The sequence below is a fragment of the Clostridium sp. UMB9555A genome (assembly GCF_030222355.1).
Classification (GTDB): Bacteria; Bacillota; Clostridia; order Clostridiales; family Clostridiaceae; genus Sarcina; species Sarcina perfringens.
The window spans coordinates 679621-704949 of the sequence record NZ_JASORQ010000001.1; the positions used below are offsets into that span (position 1 = coordinate 679621).

The window sequence follows — 25329 nt, forward strand, 5'->3', positions numbered from 1 at the left end:
AAATGAAAAAATTAAACAAAAACTTATTAACATTATTTGCTGCATTAACAACAGTAGTTGCAACAACAGTTGCTACTTCAGCATGTCTTTGGTTTACACACCAACCAGAGGAACCAAAATCTTTAAGAGATGAATAATTTACCTAAAGGTCGGTTTTAAACCGGCCTTATTTTATACTAGATTAGAGAGGGAGAATATGATTAGAGATGTAAATGATAATAAAAAGAAAAAAGTTGATGAAATATTATCAATAGTAAAAGTATCATCATTATTATTTTCAGCTATGGCTTTTTTACAATACACCTTTAATCTTACAAAGTCTAACAATAAATTTTTAGCGTATTATAGTATATTATCAATTTTAATAAGTATATTCTTATTATCAACGATTTACATACTTTGGAGTTTAGCTAGTTTAAACAAATATAAAGATCATATAAATAAGATACAATTAATTGAAATAATTTTATTTATGATTATATTCATAATGGCTATAGTAGTTTCAGGGGGAAATTCTAGTAATAATAAATTTTTATTTTTATTTATTATAATAACATCTACAATACAGGGAGGCATGCATAGAGGATGTGTGGTTTCAGTAGTGTCATCAGCTATTATTTTATCTATAGATTTGATTTTTTCAGGGAATGCTGATGTAAATATTTATTTTCAAAATGATTTAATATTAGCAGGAGTATTTGTTTTAACAGCTTGGACATTGGGTTTTTATGTAAAAACTGAAAATGATCACATAAGGGAATTACAAACTTTGGTTAATGAAGATGGATTAACAGGAGTTTATAATCATAGATATTTTTATGATAAATTAAGAGAGAAAATGCATATTAGTGAGGTTGAAAACGAGAAACTTTCATTAATATTTTTGGATATAGATTATTTTAAGCATTATAATGATTTGTATGGACATCAAAAAGGTGATGAAGCATTAAAAAAAATAGGGAAAATTCTGAAAAACATAGCTAGGGAAAATGATTTAGTATCTAGATATGGAGGAGAAGAGTTTGCAATAATTTTACCTAATACTTCAGAAGAGGAAGCAACTAAAATTGCAGAAAGAATTAGAAATAAAGTAGAAAAGAGATATTTTGAGGGACAAGAAAATCAACCTAATGCTAATTTTACAGTATCTGTTGGTATAGCTGTATTTCCAGATAAAGCTAAAAGTGAGTTGGAATTAGTTAAATGTGCTGATGATGCATTGTATAGAGCTAAATTTTTCCATAAAAATAGGGTTGAGACCTATGTATCTGTTTTAGATGAGTTAAAACGAGATTTAAATGAAGAGGAAAATGCCCTTGTAACATCTATAAAAACGTTAATAAGCATTATAAATGCAAAGGATAAATATACATATAGCCATGTAGAAAGAGTAGTTATTTATAGTAGACTTATGGCTAAAAAATTAGGACTTTCAGAAGATGAGAAAAAGGAGTTAATATATGGGGCTTATATGCATGATATAGGCAAAATAAATATACCTAATGAAATATTAACTAAAAAGATGAGACTTACTAAAGAGGAATGGGAGATCTTAAAGCAACATCCTAAAGATGGAGTAGAAATAATAAAATCAGTAAATTCTTTAAAGAATGTTGTACCTCTTATTTTATATCATCATGAGAGATATGATGGCTTTGGATATCCAGTAGGGTTAAAGGAGAAAGAAATACCATATCTAGCAAGGGTCTTAACTGTAATAGATAGTTTTGATGCTATGACTTCAAGTAGACCTTATAATAAAAGAAAAACTTATGATGAAGGATTAATTGAACTAGAAAGATGCAGTGGAACTCAATTTGATCCAGAAATAGTTGGTATTTTTAGTGAAGTGGTTAAGGAAAATATAAATGAAATACAAGATTTTTAAAGAGATGTATCATAATACACCTCTTTTTATTTTAGCTAAAATCTGATATTATTTTTTCACAGCATAGCTTAGCTGAGATTAAAGACATGGATATTCCAGAGCCAGGATGTACTGAATCACCTACAAAATATATATTCTTTAGTTTTTTTATTTTTGCCTGAGGTCTAAAAATAGTTGTTTGTAGTAAATTATGATTAAGACCAAAAGCTGCACCAAAAAAGCAATTAAAATCATTTTTTAAGGTCATAGGTGTTGTATAGCTTTCGTAAATTATATTTTCTTTTATATCTTCTAAACCTTTAATTTTACTTAGGTCATATAAGATTTTATTTCTCAAAGAAACAATTGTAGATTCATTCCATTTTGATTTATATTTTTTTAAGTTTGGAACACGTACTGTTATATTAATGCATTCACAATCTTCAGGAGTTAATGAAGTATCTATTGAGCTTGGGCAATAGATATAATATATATATTCCTTTGGCAAAGGCCCATCTATAAAGGGAGCTAATAAAACATCTTTCTTATTTAAATTAAGTACTATATTATGAACATGTAAATTTTTATATTTTTTCTTAAGAAATAAATGTAGTATAAATGTAGAGCAAGAAAAGGATAAGTTATTTTGTTTTCTTCTAGAAAATTTATTTTTAAATGTACTTCTAGGAAGCAAATTTTGTATGGTATAAGTAAAATCTGAATTACAAACAATTAAATCAGAAAATATATTTTCATGGTTTATTTTTGCTCCAATTGATACATTCTTTTCCATAAGTATGTTTGTTACATTTGAGTTAAGGTGTATTTTTCCCCCAAGTTCTAAGATTAACTTTTCTAAAGCTTTTACATAAGAGTACATCCCACCTTTAATATAGTATAATCCATATATTTGAGTGGTTGATGGAATTAAATTAAAAACATTAGAACTTTTAAGGGGAGACTCCCCAATATACATGCATTGAAAAGCTAATAAGGTTTTTAAATATTCATTATTTATATATTCTTCAATGGTTTTATAACAATTTTTGAAAGGATGTATTTTAAGTAGTTCAGGTAAAGATTTAAAATAGCTCCAATAATTTAAGGTGAAAAAACTCCTATTTAAAAAATATTTTTCTACTAAAAGATATCTTCTATAAGAATCAGATATATATTTATAATAATTTGAACTTTCATCATTAAATACCTTTTCTAAAGACTCTGTAGTTTTTAGAAAGTCTGAATAAATATTAAAGCTATCTCCTCTATCATTAAACACTTTATATAAAGTATTTAATTCTACAAGATCTATATAATCTTTAGGGTCTTTTTTTGCATATTTAAATACTTCTAAATAGGGCTTAGGAAGCATAAATATTGAAGCAGAAGAATCTATCTTAAAATCTTTGTATTCAATTAAATTTACTTTTCCACCTATCTTAGAGTTTTTTTCAAAAATATCTACTTCAAAATTATTAACAAGAAGGCGAACAGCAGTAGCTAATCCACCTATTCCAGCTCCAACTATTATAGCTTTTTTCTTTGGACTCATTTAATTAACCGCCTAGGGTAATATCTTGATCGTTGTACCATTCAAGAGCATTAAAGAAATGATCTTTATTAAAATTAGGCCATAAATCATCAATTATGTATATATCAGAATAAACTGATTGAACTGGCAAAAATCCGCTTAATCTACGTCTACCGCCCCATCTTATTAATAAATCTATTCTTGAAATATCTTTTGATTGAATATTATCATAGATATTTTTACTCTTAATGTCACAGGATTTTAGAAGGTTTAAATCCCATTCCCAACCATAATTAACAAGGAAGTTAACACGTATGCCACCTTTACCCATTTTAGTCCTTTTAGTATATTTTTTTAACTCTTCAGGAAAAACTGGAGAATCAGCATTCCCTATAACAAGCAATTCACAATCTTCATTTGCAATTAATTCTACTGATTTTATGCAGGCATCTATGAATGCCTTTTTTTGATATGATGGTCTTTTGGTATTGTCTGTAGTAAAACCATAATAAGTTATTTCTTTAATATCTAGTTTTTGACAAAGTTTAAAAAGTTCAAGTCCAGGGTCAATTCCATGTAAATATCCTTGATCTTTTTCAAGTCCATTTTCTACAGCCCAACGTCTATTACCATCTGGGATAACCCCTATATGTTTTGGAATTCTCATAATATGTCTCAACCCTTTCTTAAAAATAGATTCAAATGAAAGTATTCCCATTTTAATAAATAAAATGCATAAATTTGATTATTTTAAATTTTGATTATATTATTATTCTATGGAAAAATTTAATGTTAATTATACGGAGTTGAAAAATGAGATTTATAGGTGTTAGAACTTGGAAAACAGGAATAGGCGCTGTAATAGCTATGATAATAGCAAAGGAATTAGGGCTAAGTTACTGGGTTTCAGCGGGAATTATAACTATACTGAGCATACAGAGTACAAAAAGAGAATCATTAAAAATAGCTATAAAGAGAATAGAATCTGTTATTATAGCCTTAATAGTGTCTTCGATTTTATTTTTAGTATTAGGATTTAACTCAGTTGTTTTTGGATTATATCTTTTAATTTTTATACCTTTAACAGTAAAACTAAAAGTGACAGATGGAATTGTTGTAAGTTCTGTTTTAGTAACTCATTTATTAGTTGAGAAACAAGTGAATTCATATTGGATAATAAATGAACTAGGCCTTATGCTAGTTGGGGTTTTAGTTGCACTAATATTAAATAGTTATATGCCTAAGAATGAGGAAAAGATAAAAGAAGACATAGATTATATATCAGAAAAAATAAAAGAGATATTTATGGATATGGCATATTCCCTAAGAACACATAGTGTTTCAATAAAGGAACAAAGACTTTTTGATGAACTTGAAAACAGGATAGAGTTAGCTAAAAAAAGAGCTAATGATAATTTTAATAACTACTTGTTTTCGGATGTTAGATATTATGTACACTACATAGATATGAGAGAAGTTCAATTTCAAATTCTAAAGTATATGAGAGAACACTTTTCAAGAATATCTATTACTGTGAAACAGACTGAACTAGTTGCCAATTTTACAGAAGAAGTAGCCTCTGTAATAGGTAAAGAAGTTAATGTAAATATACTTATTAATAGATTAAATAGATTGAAAAAAGAGTTAAGTGAACAAGAACTTCCAGTGACCAGAGAAGAGTTTGAAAATAGAGCTATGTTATTTCAATTTATTAATGATTTAGAGATTTTTATAAAAACAAAAAATCAATGTTATATAAAATAAAAAATTATATTTAGAATATGTTTATTAAAATAAAAGAATATCAGGGTAAATTTATATTTTTTAGTTTTGTTGATGTTTAAAACATATAAAAATTGCTAATAATGGTGATGAAATAAGATACAATAGAAAAGTATATTCAATAAATATAATATATTGGATAAACATGAATAATATTCATTTAATGATTATTAACAAAATTAAAATAGCATAAAATTCTTAAATAAGTTAGAATAGTCAATATAGATTTATAAATTTAATTCTTAATTAAGTCTTATTTTGTTACATTCGTTCTAAGGGAGGCATAAGATGAACAAAAAGTACTTTAAAGAGGTTTTAGGAAATAAAAAAACTTTGAAGAATTTGGGGATTAACGTATTTATTTGGATTACTCTATCTTTTCTATTAGTATTTTTAGGGGAGTCATTTCATAGAGGATCTATTGAAAATGGAAAGAATTTTTTAGATAATCAAACAACAGTATTTATATTAAATTATTTAATATTTTTGATGATTACTTCAATAGCTTTTTTCTTTAAGAAGACTAGAATGGTTTATGGAATAATAAGCACTATTCTTATGGGATTTTATATGGCGAGCGGAGTAATACTAGGTTTTAGAGGAACACCACTTATATGGGCAGATATGTTTTCTTTTAAAGAAGGTTTAGCTATAGCAGGAAATTATTTAAACTTAAACATTTTAAAATATGCTGTTATAGCCTTAGTAATTATAATTGCAATATTAGTATTGTTATGGTTTAGTGAAAGATATAAAAGTAGAAATAAAGTTATTAACCCCTATGGGGTTATAATTCTACCATTATCTATTTTGGCTGTAGGAGCTTTTTATGGAAATGCAAAAGGGAGTATAGAAGTATATAGATGGGATTTGCCAGTTTCCTATGAGAGAAATGGGTTTATGTACTCATTTTTAGATACTGCAGCAGGATTTAAAGTTAAAGAGCCAAGTGATTATAATAAGGTATCTATTGAGAAAATAAAGAATGATATAATTGAAGAGGCACAATTAGCTAGTAATGATACTAAAATGGCATCTGCTATGCCAGCAGAATTTCCTAATATAATAATTGTTCAATTAGAATCATTTATGGATTTAGGGAGAATAAATGGATTAACTTTTACAGAGGACCCTATACCAACCTTTAGAAAAATAGCTAGTGAATCGACAAATGGGTTTTTAAAGGTTCCTACTTATGGAGGGGGAACTGTTAGAAGTGAATTTGAAGTATTAACTGGATTAAGCACTGATTACTTACCAGTAGGTGAAATACCTAATAATAATATACTTAAAAAACAACCAGTTGAAAGTTTAGCTTATATATTACATGATTATGGTTATGGAACAAATGTTATACATAATTATGAAGGGAATTTTTATAATAGAGACACAGTATATCCTAACTTAGGATTTGATAAATATATATCTATGGAATATATGGACAAACCTAATAATGCCACTTGGCAATATCCAGAGGATGTTTTAAATATAGAGCCTATAGAAGATATAATAGCTAATAATGAAAAGCCTCAGTTTATTTATAATGTAACTGTAGAAAGTCATGGAGGATATTCTTCTTCAGATTTTGAAAATTATACAGTGGATGGAAATTTAGATCAAGAAGAAAAAAATGAACTTCAATGTTACATAGATAAATTAAGAGGTGTTGATGAATACATAAAAGAGCTTGTGGATTATGTAGAATCCTCAGGAGAGCCTACAGTAATTGCTATGTTTGGAGATCATTTACCTTCATTAAAGATAATAAATGATGATGAGAGTGTATTAAAAGATGGAAATAAATATTTAGCTGACTTTTTTATATGGGATAATATTGGCTTACCAAAGGAAAATATAAATATGGAAGCAGAGGAGTTGACAACATATATATTAGAAAAGCTTAATATGGTGGCAGGCGTTATGCCTACTTTTCATAATGCATGTAAGGATGATGAGAATTATAAAGAAGAGTTTGAACTTCTTCAATATGATATGCTATTTGGAAATAAATATATTTTAAATGAAAATAAAAATAAGTATGAAAAAACCAACATGAAAATGGGCTTAAAGGAAATAACTCTAAATAATTATGATATAAGAAATGATATATTAACTGTAACTGGTAATAATTTTAATTATAAGAGCAAAATTATTATAAATGGAAAAATTAAAGAAACTAATTTTATAGATGAAAATACATTAACAACCACTGAAATTCCCTCAAATATTAAAAATATTTCAGTTGGTCAAATAGGAAAGTATGACAAAATACTAAGTACTAGCAATTTACTAGAAACAAAATAGTAGGTTAATTCATATAAAAGGCTATTCAAAAATCATATGCTTTTAATTTAATTAATAACATATGATTTTAAAAATTTAAGAATGGCCTTTTATTTATTAGCTCTTAGTATAAATTTATCTTTCAAGAATAAAATGTAAATGTTATACTTAATTTGAGAATTACTAAATTATACTAATTTAACGGGAGGATATTTATGAACATAATAAAAAAAGATGGAAGAATTGAAGAATTTAAAATTGAAAAATTATCAACAAGCTTATCTAATGCAGCAAGTGATTTAAATTTCACACTTAATAAATCAGATATAAATATAATTGCAAAAGACGTTGAGGAAACACTAAAATCAATAAGAAAAGATAATGGAGAAACTTCAAGTTATGAAGTTATTGGTGTTGTAATTGATACATTAAAAAATGAAAAGTTTAGTGATGTTTTAAGAGCGTATGTAAAATATAGAAAATAATTAAAAGGGGCTGTATCAACTATAACAAATAAAACTTATTTTGATACACGCCCTTTCTTTGTAAAGAGTATATTTTATTAATGGTAAATAGGGGAGAGAAGTGAAAATATGATAAAAAAAATAGTTGTAGCTGTAGGTTTAGTATTTAGTTTAAGTTTTTTTGTTGGGTGTGGAAATAAAAGTTTAGTAGAACAAGGTAAAGCTGCCATAAAACAAGGAAATTATGAAGAAGCTACAGCAATTTTTAAAGCGGCCAGTGAAGAGGATTCAAAGGATAAAGAAGAAGCTGAAAGCTTATACGATTTAACATATAATTATGTAATATCTACTAAAGCATATAATGAATTTAAGTTAGATGTGGCTTTAGATAGTTTAAAGAAAGTAGAAGAAAATAAAAATAAAGAATTAATGAAAGAAGATATTACTAGTTTAAAAGAAGAAATAAGTAAAGATAAGAGTGTACTAGATGACTTTTACTCAAGTATGGAGAAGGTTAATGATTTAGAGAGTGAAGGTAAGATATCAGAAGCAAGGGACTTGTTAAATAAATCTCTTAAAAATATTTCTTATTTAGGAGAAAATGTTAAGGAACTAATTGAAAGTGGAAATTCTAAATTAAAAAATTTAGATGAAAAGCTTGATAAAGGGGAACTTGGTAAAGAAGATAATAAAGAAGAAAAAACTGATTCCACTGAAAAAAATAATAAAGAATTAGCAAATAAAGCTTTAGAAACAGTAAAGAATCTTGGTGTAGTAAAAAAAGATCAATATTTAGAGTTAAAATCTGATGAAATATATGACTTAGGTGATGGAAGTTACGGTTTTATAGTAAATAAATACTATTATCCAGAAGGAAAGCCAGAGCCTGCATTTATATGTCAGTATTTAGTAGATAAAGAATCATGGAAAGTTAAAGAGGTAAAAGAGGGGATTAACAAAGAATTGAATTAAAAATTTTATGACAAACTAGAGTGATATTTTTATTCTCTCTAGTTTGTTTAATTTAAATTAAAATAATTTAAATTTATGATTCTTACAGCAATATTTAAATATTGCCTTGCCTTGAATATCAGTACCTTGTACTAGTCCGAAATACCTAGAATCCAAACTTATATTCCTATTATCACCCATAACAAAGAATTTATCTTTAGGTATCTTTAATTTTAAATAATAAGGAAGATTCATTTCTTCTTTTATATATGATTCATAAATTTTATCACCATTTACATATACTTCAGAATCATTTATTTCAATTATATCACCAGGAAGACCTATGATTCTTTTAACTAGAAAATTATCATATTTACAAGGGGCATAAATATTTACTATATCATACCTTTTAGGAGAAGAAGTGGAATAGGATTTTTTATTTATAATTAATACATCACCGTGATGAATAGTATCTTCCATTGAAGAGCCATCAACAACAGCTATGAATATATTGTTTAAGAAGAAACCTAAAATTAGAATTAAGGATATTAATAGAGTTATTATAATCTTAAAAAAGCTATCAGGTAGATCTAAAATATAATTAAAGCATTTCATGAATTATTACCTCATGTATATTAAGAATATATTATTAGATTATTTTTTATGGATTCAAATAAGAACTAATAATTAACTTTAAGTTGAAATTTAATTACTACTTTAATATAATTAAGTTAGTTGTAATTTATATACAGTTAATTGGAAACGTTACCGAAATGGGGGAGAGGATTTTATGAGAAGAAATTTTAATTCTAAAGAGTTTAATGATAAGTATTATTATGATGGAGAACTTGGAGCTATTTATAATAAAGAGGAGACTATTTTTAGGGTATGGTCACCAGAAGCTAAGAGTTTAGAATTATTACTTTACAGAGATGGGAATACAGAGAGTTTAATAGAAAGAGATTTGCTTCATAAAAAAAGTAATGGACTTTGGGAAATAGTAAAAAAGGGAGATTTAAATGGAGTTTATTATAAGTACCATATTGTAGGAGAAGATTTTGAGCATGATTTTGTTGATCCTTATGGCAAAGCTTTAGGAGTTAATGGGTATAGGGCTATGGTTATTGATTTGAAGGAAACTAATCCTAAGGGATGGGAAAATGAAAAGAAACCATCAATTGAAAATCCCTTAGATTCAATTTTATATGAGATGCATGTAAGAGATTTTTCAATTGATAAGAGTTCAGGGGTTTCTTTAGAAAATAGAGGAAAGTTTTTAGGAATAGTTGAGGAAAATACAAAAGTTCCTGGTACAGAAGTAAAAACAACTTTAGATCATTTAAAGGAGTTAGGAATAACCCATGTACATCTTTTACCTTCTTTTGATTTTGGAACAATTGATGAGGAGAGATTACATGAAGAGCAGTATAATTGGGGATATGATCCTGTAAATTATAATGTACCAGAAGGATCATATTCTAAAAATCCATATAAAGGGGACGTGAGGATTAAAGAATTCAAGGAAATGGTACTTAAACTTCATAGAGAAGGAATAAGAGTTGTTATGGATGTTGTGTATAATCACACTTATTCAGGAGAAAACTCTAATTTAAATTTATCTTACCCAGGATATTACCATAGACAAGATGACTTTGGGAATTTTTCTAATGGTTCTGGATGTGGTAATGAATTAGCATCAGAAAGACTTATGGTAAGAAAATATATGGTTGATTCATTAAAATATTGGGCAAAAGAATATCACATAGATGGATTTAGATTTGATTTAATGGCATTACATGACATTGAAACCTTAAAGGAAATAAGAGAAGAATTAAATAAAATAGATCCTTCAATATTAATATATGGAGAAGGGTGGAATGGAGGAGAGTCTCCACTGCCTAGAGAAGAAGCTTGTTTTAAATGTAATATAGGTAAGTTTGATAAATTACAAATAGCAGCTTTCAGTGATGATATGAGAGATGGAATAAAAGGACATGTAGCACATCTTAAAGAAGGTGGTTTTGTAAATGGAGGGAAAGACTTTGAAGAGAGTATAAAGTTTGGAATAGTAGCTTCTACTTATCATGAGGGTGTGGATTATAATAAAGTAAATTATTCAGATTCTCCTTGGGCAAATGAGCCTTATCAGACAGTAAATTATTGCTCTGCCCATGATAATAATACATTACATGATAAACTTAAAATTGTATGTGAAAATGCTTCTGAAGAAGAGATAATAGAAATGAATAAGTTAAGTGCTGCTATTTTCTTAACATCTCAAGGAATACCATTTATTCATTCAGGAGAGGAGCTTTTAAGAACTAAGACTAATGAAAAAGGAGAATTTATTGAAAATAGTTATAATTCTAATGATTTTGTAAATAAGATTGACTGGACTAGAAAAGTAAAGTATATGGATTTGTTTAAATACTATAAGGGATTAATCGAATTAAGAAAGGAATATCCTTTATTTAGATTAGAAAGTAACAAAGAAATAAGAGAAAAAATTTCATTTATAGAGAGTGAGTTAGGAATAAAGAAAAAGGGTATAGTTGCTTATAGATTAAAAGATCATAATAATGAATTCATAGTAGTTTTTAATAGTAATAATAATGAGGTTAAAATAAATCTTCCTAAGGGTCTTTGGGGAGTTATGGTGAATAATAAGTTTTCAGGAAAAGAAATAAGGGAGGAATCTAGAGATTTTTATGATATAATAAGAAAGTCAGCATGTGTTATTAAAAAATTAAGTGATTAAATAGAATTATAAAGTTTATAGGTTGCAATAAAATAACTTTTAATATAGCTTATAAACAGTATGAAGAGAATATCTAGATGAACTTTAGAATTTAAATTATTACGTAGAAGATATCACGTTAAGAAGCTGAGACTGTTAATTTCTTAGGAATACAATCTCACAAAGTTCGATTGCATAAGTTCAAGAATCCAAATTAAAAATTTGGGCTTTCACTTAAAATCTAGTAATTATCGGAATATGTTTGTAATCTGTATTATATTTTGATACAGATACTTGTTTAAAATAGAGCTAATTATGAAATTTTCATATAGCTCTATTTTTCTTATTTAATTTAATATGAATTAAATTTAAACAATTTGTAACAAAAATATTTTTATAAAGTTTTATTATAGATAATGAGAGGTTAATAATTTAATTTATATAGACATGGAGATGAATTTTGTGAGTAACAAAGTAAGAAATGGAAAACCTAATAAGTATTTAAAAAGAAGAATAGCCGTTGCTGTAGCAGGGATTGTAGTAATTGCAGGAGTAGGTTTTGGAATTAAATCACTAGTTAGCAATAAAGCTAATAAAGAGGCTTTAGCATCAGCTAAGGAAGAGGAAACTAAAAAAGAAGAGGAAAAACCAAAGCCAACGGATATAATGCCAAATGGTAATATAATTTATGCTGCAGATTCTTATGCAGTTAGCGCAGATGAAGTTGAAAAAATGCTTCAAGGAAAATCTACAAATACTGACAAAGAAATATTTTTAACTTTTGATGATGGTCCAAGTGAAAATACAAGGGAAATATTAAAGATTTTAAAGGAAGAAGATGTACATGCTACATTTTTTGATATAGGATCTGCCTTAAAGGATAATAAAGAAAATCAAGAGTTATTAAAACAAGAAATTGATCAAGGAAACGCAGTAGCTGGTCATAGTTTTTCACATAATTATAAAACATTGTATCCAGGAAATTCAGTTGATGTAAATAAGTTTATGAGCGAATTAAATGAAACTAATGAAATAATGAAAAGCGTATTAGGAAAAAACTTTAATGCTAGAGTAATTAGAATGCCAGGTGGATATATGTCTAGAAGGTATTACAGAGATCCTAACTTAAAAGCTTTAGATGAGGCTTTTGCAAAGGATAATATAGTTAGTATAGATTGGGATGCAGAAACAGGAGATGCAACTGGAAGACATTATACAGTAGAGCAATATGTTCAAAACTCAGCTAAAAACATTAATAATTTAAATCATGTAATTTTATTAATGCATGATGCAGCGGCTAAAAAAGAAACTGTACAAGCATTACCTGCAATAATTAAATTCTATAAAGAACATGGATATGCATTTAAAGTAATAAAAAATACACCTGTAGGTGAAAATAATTCTTCAGATGCAACTAATAGTTCACAAAATACTGATAATAAAACAAAGTAAAGATAAATTATTATTAATAAACATACATTAAATTTTTAAATATTAATACTTAATTAAACATAGAAGAAGGATTTAAGGGAACATTATTTAATATAAAGAAGAGAGTTGATTTTATAAAAATAAGATCAGCTCTCTTCTTTGCTGTAACTTATTTACAAATTTAAAAATATAATAAGTTAAGAGCTATATATTGATATTAAGGAGAAGAAAATGAAAAATGTAGTTTATTATTATGGAGCAGGAAACACAGCAAAAGGATTTAGACCACTTTATAATTCTATATTTCAAGGAGTCAAGAAAATTTATTCACTAAATGGAGGTAGCAATATATTTAAAACTGCCATTATAAAGGAACTTATAGATGAATATAGTGATACCTTAAGTTTAGAGGGAATCGTGAGTACTATAGACAATAATGAAATGGAAGGGGTAATACTAAGAGAAAAAGAAATTGCAGTAATAAATGGAACACCTCTTCATGGATTTATGAATTTAGTTGGTGATAATATTGAAGTTATAGATTTAGATATATTTTTAGATAAAGATGAAATAGAGAAAAATGAAGAGACTATAAAAGCTTTAAAGGAACAATTTAAGGAGTGTATGGAAAATACTCATAAAGAATACGAAAAGGCTTTGAAGATACATGATTATTGGGAAGACATTTATTTCCCTTATTTAAATATTGAAAAGGCAAATAAATTTACTGAGCGTGTTATTTCCTTACTAACAGGGGGAGCAGTTAAAAAAGAGTCAAAGGGCAAGTGTGTTGAAAGATATTTAGGTGGAGCAACACCAAGTGGTTCTAAGGATTCTGTTCCTAGTATAACTGAAGGGGTAAAAAGATACTTTTTAAAAGGAAGAGCTGGAACTGGAAAGTCAACTATGCTAAAGAAAATAGCTAATGAAGTAATAGAATTAGGTTATGATGTGGAAGTTTATAATTGTGGATTTGATCCAGATAGTAAGGATATGATTATAAGTAGAGAACTAAATTTTGCAATTTTTGATAGTACAGCTCCTCATGAATATTTCCCAAGTAGGGAAGATGATGAAATAATAGATGTTTATACAACATATATTGATGGAGATGTTGATAAAATTCACAATGAAGAGATTAAAAAGATTGCTTTAAGTTACAAAAATCAAGTAGCAAAAGGAACAGCTTTTTTAGCAAAAGGAGAGGAAATAAAAAATAAGCTAGATGATATTTATAATAATGCATTTAATCATAAGGAAGCAAAAGGTGTTTTAGAATTTTTATTTGAATAGACTAAAAAAGTGCTCTGCAAAAAAGCAGAGCACTTTTAAAAAATTAAGCATATTATTTTTCGTCTAATAATCTTTGGATTATGTTAGTAGCGTCCATATATGAGGCTACAGATTTATCATAGTTTAATCTGTTTATTATTCTTGAGATAAAGTCAGATAAATCAACAGCTTTAAACCAAGGAGCAGCCTTTAATTCATCAGGAATATAAGTTAAGTTTGTTGAGTAAACACTCTTAATTATTCCATCATTGAAGAATTTATTGAATTTTTCTAAACCTTCAGTAAAGAATGAGAAAGTAGTAGCAACATATACATTTCTAGCATTTCTTCCTTTAAGTTCCTTAGCAATATCAAGTACAGATTCTCCAGAAGCTATCATATCATCAACGATTAAAACATCTTTTCCAGCAACGTCTCTTCCCATATATTCATGTTTAACTATTGGGTTTTTACCATTAACTATACGTGAATGGTCTCTTCTTTTGTAGAATAAACCAACATCAACACCTAGTACGCTTGAATAGTAGATTGCCCTATCCATGGCACCAGTATCAGGACTTATTACAAGTAATTTTTCCTTATCAAGCTCTAAATCTTTTTCATTGTGAATTAAAGATTTAACTATATCATAAGTTGGGTAGAAGTTTTCAAAGGACATTAATGGGATAGCATTTTGAACGTTAGGATCGTGAACGTCAAAAGTTAAAACTTCATCAACGCCTAATCTTTCTAGTTCTTGAAGTGCTAAAGCACAATCTAGAGATTCTCTTCCTTTACGTCTATGTTGTCTTGATTCATATAAAAGAGGCATTATTACAGTTATTCTTCTAGCCTTTCCTCTTATAGCAGAAACAGTTCTTTTTATATCTTGGAAATGTTCATCTGGTCCTTTATGATTTTCAAAACCAAACATTTTATATGTACAACTATAGTTACCTATATCACAAAGAATGTATATATCTCTTCCTCTTACAGATTCAGGTATTTTAACCTTTCCTTCACCATTAGAGAATCTTATCTCATCAGTTTTTATTAAAAAAGATTCCTCACAATTTCTTTTCTCTTGTATAAGCTTGTCTATAGCATTACCAAGTTCTGTACAACTTTCTAAAGCTATAATTCCTAATCCATGATTTTGTTCGTTCATTCGTCTATCTCCTTTTTTAATGCTTATTTAAAATATTTTACAATCGTAAATACTAAAGATATCGTCATTTATATTATATACGAATAATTTACTTTTAAAAATAGAAATTTATCATAAATTTTGACTAAATTTAATAAAAAACTTGAAAATTTGTTGTCAGATAATTTAGATTTTTTAGAAAATATGAATATTATTCTAAATTTACTTCATAAAAAATCTATTTTTTTATAGTTAAATTCAATTAAATAGGAAGCAAAAAGGTTATAGTATGCTTTTAATTGTTTTTATTTTTTAATAGTAATTTTTGATTTTATAGTTGTTAATGAAGGAACATTCATATAAAATTAGACTAAATTAGACATAGAGGAATTTTATTATGTACGTCGTTTAAAGATGTATGAAATTAATAAAAGATAAGGGGGAGTTATTATGGAAGTATTAAGTCACGGATGTACATTGGATTGCTTTGATTGTTGTAAATTTAATGTTTATAAAGAAGAAAGTAAAATTCTAAAAATAGAAGGTGACAAAAATCATCCATTTACAAGGGGGCTAATATGTAAAAAGGGAATAGCTCACTTAAAAAGATTAAATCATAAAGATAGAATATACACTCCTCTTTTAAAGAATAATGGAGTATGGGAAGAGATTTCCTTTGAAGATGCCTTAGAAATAATGAAAGAGAAACTTGAATCTACAAAAGAGAAGTATTCTTCTAAGTCAATATTATATTATAGCCAATATGGAAGTGGAGGCATATTAAAGGGAATAGAGGATATATTCTTTAATTTTTATGGGGGCGTAAGTAAAGCCACAGGAGGTCCTTGCTGGAGTGCTGGAATGAGAGCGCAAAAATATGATTTTGGAGATTCTGTATCAAATTCTTTAGAGGATATGATAAATAGTAAAAACATATTTTTATGGGGTAAAAATCCTGCAAATACAACAATACATACTATGGCAATTTTAAATAAGGCAAAGAAAAACGGGAGCAGAATAATAGTTATAGATCCAATAAATACTCAAAGTGCAAAGCTTGGGGATATTCATGTGAAAATTAAACCAGGGACAGATGGAGCTTTAGCTATGGCCATGGCAAAAATAATAATTTCTAAAGGTCTTCAAGATGATGATTTTATAAATAAATATGTTTTAGGATTCCAAGAATATAAAGATCATTTAGAGAATTTTGATTTGGATTATTTAAGTTATGAATGTGGAATAGAAATAAAGGATATAGAAAAGCTAACTAAATACTATTGTGAGAAAAATTCTAGCATATATTTGGGATATGGAATGCAAAAATATAAAAATGGTGGAAATACCATAAGAGCTATTGATGCCTTAGGTGCTTTAACTGGTCAAATTGGAGTTAAAGGTGGTGGAGTAAATTACGCCAATAAGGTATTAAGTAGAATTTTAGATTTAGATCCCTTTAAAAGTGGAGAAGTTGGAGAAAATAGAGAATTTTATGTTTCTAATATAAATGAGTTCATAGAAGAACCTAAAAAATATTCTTTAAGTACAGAAGATTCTAATGCACCTATAAAAATCATGGTAATAGCTAATAGCAATCTCATGAATCAACTTCCAAACTTAAGTAGATTAAATAGTACTTTAGATAAAGTAGAGTTTAAAGTTTGTTTCGACATGTTTATGACAGATACTGCTTTAAAGTGTGATTTATTCATTCCTTGTACCAATACTTTAGAAAGTGAAGATATGGTTTTTAGTTCAATGACTAATCCATATTTAATATATAATGAAAAGATAATAGAACCTAGAGAAAAACTTATGGATGAATACTACTTTTTTAGAGAGTTAGCTAAAAGAATGAACTTAAAAGGATATCCAATCCTATCTAAAAAAGAATATTTAAGTAAGGTTATTGAACCTTTAATGAGATATAATAAAGATATAACCTTAGATTATTTAAAAAATAATCCTTTTACAGTTTATGATGATGTAGCTTGGGAAAATAAAAAGTTTAAAACACCTTCTGGCAAATTTGAACTTGCTTCTAAAAGGGCTTTAAAAGATTGCGGAAGCTTAACACCAACATACTTAAGTCCTAGAATAAAAGAAAACTGTTTTAGATTGCTTACTAATCATTCTAAAGATTCATTATCAAGTCAGCATTATATAGATGTAGATGAAAAGGCAAAAGTATATTTAAATGAGAAGATGATAAAAAAGTTTTCCTTAATTTGCGGAGAAGAAGTTAAATTAAAATCAAGGACTGGAGAGATTACAGCAATTTGTTCCTTGGATAATGGGGTTCAAGATTATGTGGCTTTAATGTATGTTGGTTGGTGGAAGAAACATGGAAATCCAAACTTTTTAACTGAATCAGGAATCTCTGATATGGGTGGACAAATAACATACAATGAAACCTTTATAGAGATTGAAAATATATGATAAATAAAAATCAAAAGAGAAAGGTTGTATTTTAAAAGGGAATAAACATTAAAGAAAAAAGGAGGATGCTTCATAAAATATTCTTTGTGGAGCGAAAAGATATGGTGAATAAAGAGATTATAGAAAATGGATTTTTTAAAATAGAAAAAAAGCTAAATGAAGAATTTATAGGACAAAAAACTTTCAATAAGGAGCTATGTGATTACTTCAAAGAAAAAATAGAGGAAGATAGCAAAGGGATATTGCTTATAGTAGAAGAAAGAGACATATTTAAAAATAGTGTACTAAAATACTTTTTTGAAAAACTTAATCATTATAAGTTTGTTAAAAATAGTAAAATTGATGAGATTGATTTAGCTGCATATAAGTTTAATTTAGGATACAATGCCTTTTTAACAGATTTATATGAAAAATTAAATAATGACTCTCAATGTTTAGTATTTAAAAATACAGATAAAGGTAGTGAAGATATATTAAATGTTCTTTCAGGAATAAGCCCTAATTCTTGTATAATGCTAAAAGATAATTATGTAATAAAAAATAAATTTTTAGTTGAAGCTGAAGAAATTGATGAGGATATTGTAAATAAAATTATTTGTAATAATAAATTCTTCATATTCCTTTATAACAAGGATAAGGGTGAGGAACTTGAAATAATAGATAATGAATTCCTAATAAATAAAGACAAGACCTTATATAGAAAAGCCTTAAGCGAAAAGGACAAAAATAAAGTAATAAAGAAAAAATTATTAAAAGAAATAAATAAGGTTAAGGAGCTTTTTGATATTGACATAATAATAGGAGTAGATGAAAACCCAGATATAGAAGAAAGAGCAGGGGTTTGTACTTATATAGAAGATAACTTTAGGGAAAAAGGAAGTTTAAGCTTAGATCAATACATATCATATAAGATTTGTAAGCCTATAATCAATATAATCAGAAAAGAAGCTATTGAAGCAAATAGTAGATTACTTATATATGTAGAAGATGATGAAATCTATTGTAAATCAAATGATGAAGTTTATGATTTAAGTAAGTATAGTAATCCAACCTTAGAAGAAGTTAGATATAAATTAGAATCTATAATTGGTATGAAAGAGCTTAAGGAGTTTATAGATAAGATTGAAAATAACTTTAAGGTTCAAAAAATAAGAGAAAAACTTGGATTAAAGACTACACAAATCTCATTAAATATGATATTTGCTGGAAATGCTGGTACTGGTAAAACCAATGCAGCAAGAATAACCTTTGAGTATTTATACGCCTTAGGCATGATAAAAGAAAATATATTTAAAGAGGTTAGTAAAGCAGATTTTATAGGAGAAGGAATTAGTAATACAGCAAGAAGAACTAATGAAATAATAGAATCAGCTTTAGGTGGAGTATTATTTATAGATGAGGCTTATTCTTTATGTACAGATGAAAATGATAAGGCAGGCCGTGAAATAGTAGATGCTTTATTAAAAGGAATAGAAGATAACAGAGACAACATAACTGTTATTTTAGCAGGGTATGAGAAGGATATGGAAACTTTCCTAAGTTTCAACCAAGGATTAAAATCTAGATTTCCAAATGTAATTAAGTTTGAAGACTATAATCCTTCAGAGATGTATGAAATAGCAGTTAATATTGCTAAGTCAAAAGGATATAGAATAGCTAAAAGTGCAAAGGCTGGACTTATTGAATTATTTACTAAAAACCAAATGGTTGGGAAAAGTGATTTAGGAAATGCCAGATTTGTTAGAAATATTGTAGAAAACGCAATAATGGATGCATCTAAGAAGTATTTAGTGAATAAGGAGAGAGCTATTGATCTTCTAGAAAAAGATAATTTTAACTTTAAGGTAAGTGCAAAATTTGATTTAGAAGAAAAGTTAAAAGAAATAATAGGGCTTGAAGAGGTTAAGGAATTTTTAAGAAGCCAATATAAGCTTATAGTAGCTCAAGAAAAGAGAAAATCTGTTGGAGTAAATACGAAAATAGAGCAAAATTTAAATATGATATTTGCAGGTAACCCTGGAACAGGAAAGACTAGTATAGCAAGATTAGTAGCTGAAATGTTAAATAGCATGGGGCTTTTAAAGGTTGGACAATTAGTTGAAACAGACAGATCAAGTTTTGTTTCAGATATTCCTGGAGAAACTTCAAAGAAAACTGAAGAAAAATTTAAAGAAGCATTAGGTGGAGTTTTATTTATTGATGAAGCTTATACTTTAGCTAATGATTCCATAGGTAGAGAAGCTATAGAGACACTTCTTAAATTAATAGAAGACTATTCAAGAGAAGTAATAGTTATTTTAGCAGGATATGAAGAGGAAATGGAGAATTTCTTTGATGTTAATATAGGATTAAGATCAAGATTCCCACTTTGGACTAAATTTGAAGACTACAATCCTAATGAACTTTTAGAAATGGCAATAAAATTAGTAGAAGCTAAGGGATTTAAACTTTCTAAAAATGGATATTCAGAGCTTAAAAAGAATTTCGTTGAGATATATGAAAATGCAGATGCTCAATCTGGAAATGGAAGAATGGTAAGAAACTATGTTGAGCAACTTATAAGAAATCAAAGTATTAGAATTGCAGAAAGTGATATAAGTGTTTATGAAATGAACCTTATAAACACAAAGGATATAAAGGCTATGAATGCAATAAAATATGATAATCACTTTGATTTAGAGAAAAAGTTAAATAATTTAATTGGAAATGAAGAGCTTAAGGATTTTCTTAGAGGACAATATAAACTTATGAAAATCAGAGAAAAGAGAAAGAAACTTGGTTTTCAAGTTGATTTAAATAAGTATATGAATATGGTCTTTACTGGAGAAAGTGGAACAGGGAAAAAGACAGTTTTAAATATATATTCAGAAATGCTATATAGTATGGGGATAATCAAGGCAAAAAACATAGTTCAAATAGATAAATATGAATTTATGGCAATGATTAATTCAGGTATGAAAGTTGAAGATATATTAAATAAACATGTTGGAAAAATATTATATATAGACAAATGGAATACTTTCTTTGGAGAAGAAAGATACAATGAAATAGTATCTGATCTTATAAAATTCATAGATAATAATAGCAATAGAATAGTTATTGTTCTTGGTGGAATAAGAGGTAAGATGAAAGACCTTATTTTAACTAATGAGGGATTAAATTATAGATTCCCTATTTGGGTTGACTTTGGAAACTACAATGAAAGAGAATTATATGACATAGCTTCAAGCACTTTAGTTAAAAAAGGTTTTACTTTAGATGAAGAAGCTGAAACTGCTTTAGAAAATGCTATTGGAGATATACAAAAGAGAATGGGAGAGCTAGCTCTTAAAAATGGTCTTATGATTAAGCAATTTTTAGATAGCTTAGTAAGAGTACAAAGCATTAGAGTTTGTGATGAAGATTTTGATATAAATACAATAAATAGAATTATATCAGAGGATATATTAAAGAGTACTGAAATCTTTTTAAAGAAAAATATAACTCAAAATGGAAGTTTTTAAAGAATTAAATTTATAAATTAAATACTTCTAAGTTAGTTATACATTCTATTTGAAAAAGTATTAAATTTATCTAAATTGCTAAGGTCCTAGTACAATTAATATTGTGCTAGGGCTTTATTTATATAAATTACTTTTTTCTTAAGATATACTAACGTAATTAAATTTTAATTTTTACTCATATTTGCCATGATATAATTTGAAAACAGATGATTAATTAAGCAGAGTTTTAACTTTAAAGCTTAAGTTTCTCATAATAATTATTTTAGGAGGTGAGGTTGTTAGTAATAGGAAAATAGTTAAAAGTATATTAGCTATTACTTACAACAAATAGAGTATGATAAAGAAAAAGAGTATTATGAAAGTTCTTTGTGGAGCAATAGTTAGTACATTCATGTTTGGAATGGCTACTCCAGTATTTGCACAAAGTGAAAAAACTGAGGCTGTAGTAACTTTAGGAGCTAATTTAACAAAGTCAGAAAGATTACAAATGTTAGATGCTTTTGGAGTAAAAGCTAATGAGGTTAAAATAATAGATGTAACTAATCAAGATATAAGAGAACAATTAGGTTTAGATACAAGTAAACCAATACCTGCTAGCAGTCAATCAATATCAAGTTCTTACGTTGTGGTTAAGGACAAAGGTGGAATAAATGTAACTACTAACAATTTAACAGAGGTAACAGGAAGTATGCTTGCTAATGCCCTTCTTACTTCAGGGGTAAATAATGCTGATGTAAAGGCTGATGCTCCGTTTAAGGTTACAGGAACAGCTGCCTTAGCTGGTATTTTAAAAGGATTTGAAGATGCATCAGGAGAGGAGTTATCTCTTCCAAAGAAAGAGGCTGCAAGAGAAGAAATTTCTTTAACTAATAATTTAAGTAATGCTAAAACTAAAGATGGACAAACATTAGGAAAAGATGAAGCCGCTGTAGTAGTAAATGATATTAAAACTGATGTAATTAAAGATAAACCTAAAAATGATGAGGAAATAGGTAAGATAGTAAACAATGTTACAAATAACTATAATATACTTTTAACACAAGGGCAACAAGAACAAACAATAAAATTTATGTCTAAAATAAATGATTTAGATTATAACTATGGTGCTATGAAAGAGTCTTTAAATCAAATGAATGATAAGCTTCAACAGATATTAAAAGACACAGGAAAACAATTAGAAGAAAGTGGTCTTTTAGAAAAAGCATTAAATGGTATAAAAAATGTTTTAGTTGATATTAAGGATTTTCTAGTAAATATGTTTAGCTCAGCTAGTGAAAAAGTTAAAGATGGAATAACTTACGATGAAAATGGTAATATAGTTATAAAAACAGGAAATAATTCTGATGAATCAAAGAATGAAGAAAGTATCCAAGATAAGCCACAAACTCAGTCAAATGATAATAATCAAAATCAAGAAAATGAACAAGGACAAAATCAAACAAAATAATTAGTATTGAAAAAGAGAGTATTTAACTCTCTTTTTTTATTTTTAAATAGGGTTTAGGGTAAACTAATGAAAGTTTGTTGTAAACCTAAAATTATAAAACAGTTGACAATTATGAATTGTAAGGTTATTATATGGAATATACTTTGATAATCAAGATAAATTTATTTTGAAAGTAGTATTTATAAGATTAAAGGAGAGTTAACTATGAAAATGAAAACAAGAGATTTAACACTGATACCTATTTTTGCAGCACTTACAGCTATTGGGGCTTTTATTAAAATACCAATACCAATAGTGCCTTTTACACTTCAATATTTCTTTTGTGCCTTAGGAGCAATTTTACTTGGTGCTAAAAGAGGAGCCTTAGCTCAAATAATCTATGTATTAGTAGGACTCCTTGGAATTCCTGTATTTACTCAAGGAGGAGGACCATCATATGTATTTCAACCTACTTTTGGATATTTAATTGGTTTTATTTTTGGAGCTTATATAATTGGAAAAATAACAGAAAATCTAAAAAGTATAAATATTAAAAATTTATTTTTAGCTGGAATTTTAGGACTTTTAGTAATCTATTTATTTGGAGTTCCATATATGTATGTAATTTATAATTTTTATCTAGGGGATGCAATGAGCTTATTATCAGCAGTGAGCATTGGAGCTATAGCGTGTTTACCAAGTGATTTATTATTGACATTTATAATTTCATTAGTAGGATCTAAGGTTTGTCCAAGGTTAAAAAGACTTGATTATATTTAAGGTGTGGAGTTGGTTTTTATGGATTTTGTTTTAAAAATGAAGGATAAGTCTTTAAAAAATAGAAAGCTAACCAGAGAAGAAGGCTTAAGACTTTTTAATAGTAATCTAGAAGAGTTAATTAAAGAAGCTAACAACATAAGAAAAGAGATTCACGGTGAAGGCGTTGATTTATGTTCAATAATTAATGGGAAAAGTGGAAGGTGTGGAGAAGATTGTGCTTTTTGTGCCCAATCTAAGTATTATAATACTAATATAGATGAATATCCTCTTCTTGATTATGAAAAGATAAAAAAAGTTGCTAAGGAAAATGAAGATGAAGGAGTTCATAGATTTTCTATAGTTACTTCAGGAAGAGGACTTTATGGTGAGGAGTTTGAGAGAGTAATTACTTATTATTCAAATTTAAATAAAGATTTTAAAATAAATCTTTGTGCTTCTCATGGAATAATAAATAAAGAGTCTTTAATAAAATTAAAGAAAGCTGGAGTAAAAAGATATCATCATAATTTAGAGACATCTAGAAACTACTATGAGAAAATATGCAAAACTCATTCTTATGAGGAAAGAGTAAAGACTATAAAAAATGCTAAGGAAGCTGGTTTAGAAGTATGCTCAGGAGGAATAATTGGCCTTGGAGAAACAATTTTAGATAGAATAGATTTAGCTATTACCCTTAGAGAATTAGAAATAAAATCAATTCCAATAAATGTTTTAAGTGCTATTAAGGGAACTAAGCTTCAGCATATGACTCCTTTAAATGAAGAAGAAATTCTTAGGACAATAGCTGTTTTTAGATTTATAAATCCAGAAGCTAAAATAAGATTAGCAGGAGGGAGGTATTTGCTTAAAAACTTTGGTGAAAATGCTTTTAAAGCAGGAGCAAATGCTACTATAACAGGAAATTTATTAACTACATGTGGAAATAAGATAAAAGACGATAAAAGATTAATAGAGAATATTGGGATGAGGATTTTTTAGTTATGGAAAAGGGAGTATATATAATAGGAACTAATACTGATATTGGTAAAACTTTTATTAGTGGACTAATTTTAAAAAAGTTAAGAGAAGAGGGAATAAATGCAGGGTATTACAAGGCAGTCTTAAGTGGAGCTATAAAAGGCAAAAAGGGGTTAATACCTTTAGATTGTGAAGAAGTTATGGAGATTTCTGGACTTAAGGAATCCTATGAAAATATGGTTTCTTACATACTAGAAAATCCATATTCTCCTCATTTAGCAAGTGAAGTAGAAGAAGTTTCTATAAGTATGGAAAAGATAAAAAAAGATTATAAGAGTGTTAGAGATAAATATGACTTTATTCTTTGTGAAGGAAGTGGAGGAATAGTGTGTCCCATAAGTTTTTCAGAGAAAAAGCTTATGCTAGAAGATGTAATTAAAGAGTTTAACCTTCCAATAATACTAGTATCTAATAGTGGGTTAGGTGCTATTAATCACACTGTTTTAACAGTAAGTTATTTAAGAAACTTAGGACTAAAAGTAAGAGGAATAATACTTAATGAATTTAATAAAAGTGATATCATACACATAGATAATAAAAATATAATCAAAGAACTAACAGGAGTAAATAATATTTCAACTGTGCCAAAGATAGAAGATATAGAAAAGTATGATTTAAATGAACTTAATGAGGTGCTTTATGGAATTTAAAGAGGATTTAATTTAGAGGAATATATTAAATTTATGCTTTAATTAACTA

The 25329-nt window shown here is 27.4% G+C and carries 19 protein-coding genes; 15 read left to right on the top strand and 4 right to left on the bottom strand.

Translation table 11 applies throughout. The features are described 5' to 3' along the window. Positions 1-2 precede the first annotated feature (2 nt). Positions 3-137 carry a cyclic lactone autoinducer peptide gene (locus QP548_RS03185; protein ID WP_003449588.1) on the top strand — a complete coding sequence of 45 codons (135 nt, stop codon included), beginning with the start codon at positions 3-5 and terminating at the stop codon, positions 135-137. A 59-nt stretch (positions 138-196) separates the two neighbouring features. Beyond that, positions 197-1888, top strand: a complete 1692-nt coding sequence (locus QP548_RS03190) for a diguanylate cyclase (protein ID WP_061428672.1) — start codon at positions 197-199, stop codon at positions 1886-1888. Positions 1889-1919: 31 nt separating this feature from the next. Here QP548_RS03190 and QP548_RS03195 read toward each other — a convergent pair whose 3' ends face one another. Beyond that, a complete protein-coding gene (locus tag QP548_RS03195; RefSeq protein ID WP_061428670.1) occupies positions 1920-3419 on the bottom strand; it encodes a phytoene desaturase family protein in 1500 nt (499 codons plus the stop codon). A 4-nt stretch (positions 3420-3423) separates the two neighbouring features. Then, the gene (locus QP548_RS03200; RefSeq protein ID WP_061428668.1) at positions 3424-4065 is read right to left on the bottom strand and encodes an undecaprenyl diphosphate synthase family protein; all 642 of its coding nucleotides are present in this window, start codon (positions 4063-4065) and stop codon (positions 3424-3426) included. 146 nt (positions 4066-4211) lie between these two features. Between QP548_RS03200 and QP548_RS03205 the strand changes: the two genes are divergently transcribed. The 4 genes from QP548_RS03205 to QP548_RS03220 all read left to right on the top strand — a co-directional run bounded on the left by QP548_RS03205 (position 4212) and on the right by QP548_RS03220 (position 8899). Further along, complete coding sequence (locus QP548_RS03205; protein ID WP_061428666.1) at positions 4212-5162, top strand: aromatic acid exporter family protein; 951 nt, start codon at positions 4212-4214, stop codon at positions 5160-5162. A 306-nt stretch (positions 5163-5468) separates the two neighbouring features. Beyond that, on the top strand, positions 5469-7484 hold the full coding sequence (locus QP548_RS03210) for an LTA synthase family protein (RefSeq protein ID WP_061428659.1): 2016 nt from the start codon (positions 5469-5471) through the stop codon (positions 7482-7484). A gap of 194 nt (positions 7485-7678) precedes the next feature. Then, on the top strand, positions 7679-7948 hold the full coding sequence (locus QP548_RS03215; protein WP_003449692.1) for an ATP cone domain-containing protein: 270 nt from the start codon (positions 7679-7681) through the stop codon (positions 7946-7948). A 108-nt stretch (positions 7949-8056) separates the two neighbouring features. Next, on the top strand, positions 8057-8899 hold the full coding sequence (locus QP548_RS03220) for a hypothetical protein (protein WP_061428657.1): 843 nt from the start codon (positions 8057-8059) through the stop codon (positions 8897-8899). A 57-nt stretch (positions 8900-8956) separates the two neighbouring features. Here QP548_RS03220 and lepB read toward each other — a convergent pair whose 3' ends face one another. Then, positions 8957-9493: a signal peptidase I gene (gene lepB / locus QP548_RS03225; protein ID WP_061428655.1), complete on the bottom strand. Its 537-nt coding sequence runs from the start codon at positions 9491-9493 to the stop codon at positions 8957-8959. A gap of 175 nt (positions 9494-9668) precedes the next feature. Between lepB and pulA the strand changes: the two genes are divergently transcribed. The 3 genes from pulA to QP548_RS03240 all read left to right on the top strand — a co-directional run bounded on the left by pulA (position 9669) and on the right by QP548_RS03240 (position 14339). Continuing rightward, positions 9669-11636: a type I pullulanase gene (pulA, locus tag QP548_RS03230; RefSeq protein ID WP_061428653.1), complete on the top strand. Its 1968-nt coding sequence runs from the start codon at positions 9669-9671 to the stop codon at positions 11634-11636. 441 nt (positions 11637-12077) lie between these two features. Then, positions 12078-13067 carry a polysaccharide deacetylase family protein gene (locus QP548_RS03235; RefSeq protein ID WP_061428651.1) on the top strand — a complete coding sequence of 330 codons (990 nt, stop codon included), beginning with the start codon at positions 12078-12080 and terminating at the stop codon, positions 13065-13067. 210 nt (positions 13068-13277) lie between these two features. Next, positions 13278-14339, top strand: a complete 1062-nt coding sequence (locus tag QP548_RS03240) for a PRK06851 family protein (RefSeq protein ID WP_061428649.1) — start codon at positions 13278-13280, stop codon at positions 14337-14339. A 52-nt stretch (positions 14340-14391) separates the two neighbouring features. Here QP548_RS03240 and QP548_RS03245 read toward each other — a convergent pair whose 3' ends face one another. Then, the gene (locus QP548_RS03245; RefSeq protein WP_061428647.1) at positions 14392-15486 is read right to left on the bottom strand and encodes a ribose-phosphate pyrophosphokinase; all 1095 of its coding nucleotides are present in this window, start codon (positions 15484-15486) and stop codon (positions 14392-14394) included. A 429-nt stretch (positions 15487-15915) separates the two neighbouring features. Here QP548_RS03245 and QP548_RS03250 point away from each other — a divergent pair, with 429 nt between their 5' ends. The 6 genes from QP548_RS03250 to bioD all read left to right on the top strand — a co-directional run bounded on the left by QP548_RS03250 (position 15916) and on the right by bioD (position 25280). Further along, positions 15916-17904, top strand: coding sequence for a molybdopterin-dependent oxidoreductase (locus QP548_RS03250; RefSeq protein ID WP_061428645.1), 1989 nt, complete (start codon positions 15916-15918; stop codon positions 17902-17904). Between the two features lie 101 nt (positions 17905-18005). Then, on the top strand, positions 18006-21407 hold the full coding sequence (locus tag QP548_RS03255; RefSeq protein ID WP_061428643.1) for an AAA family ATPase: 3402 nt from the start codon (positions 18006-18008) through the stop codon (positions 21405-21407). Positions 21408-21762: 355 nt separating this feature from the next. After that, the gene (locus tag QP548_RS03260) at positions 21763-22854 is read left to right on the top strand and encodes a DUF1002 domain-containing protein (protein ID WP_003456048.1); all 1092 of its coding nucleotides are present in this window, start codon (positions 21763-21765) and stop codon (positions 22852-22854) included. 204 nt (positions 22855-23058) lie between these two features. Next, positions 23059-23613: a biotin transporter BioY gene (locus QP548_RS03265; protein ID WP_061428641.1), complete on the top strand. Its 555-nt coding sequence runs from the start codon at positions 23059-23061 to the stop codon at positions 23611-23613. An 18-nt stretch (positions 23614-23631) separates the two neighbouring features. Further along, positions 23632-24591: a biotin synthase BioB gene (bioB, locus tag QP548_RS03270; RefSeq protein WP_061428639.1), complete on the top strand. Its 960-nt coding sequence runs from the start codon at positions 23632-23634 to the stop codon at positions 24589-24591. Between the two features lie 2 nt (positions 24592-24593). Then, complete coding sequence (gene bioD / locus QP548_RS03275; RefSeq protein ID WP_061428637.1) at positions 24594-25280, top strand: dethiobiotin synthase; 687 nt, start codon at positions 24594-24596, stop codon at positions 25278-25280. Positions 25281-25329 lie beyond the last annotated feature (49 nt).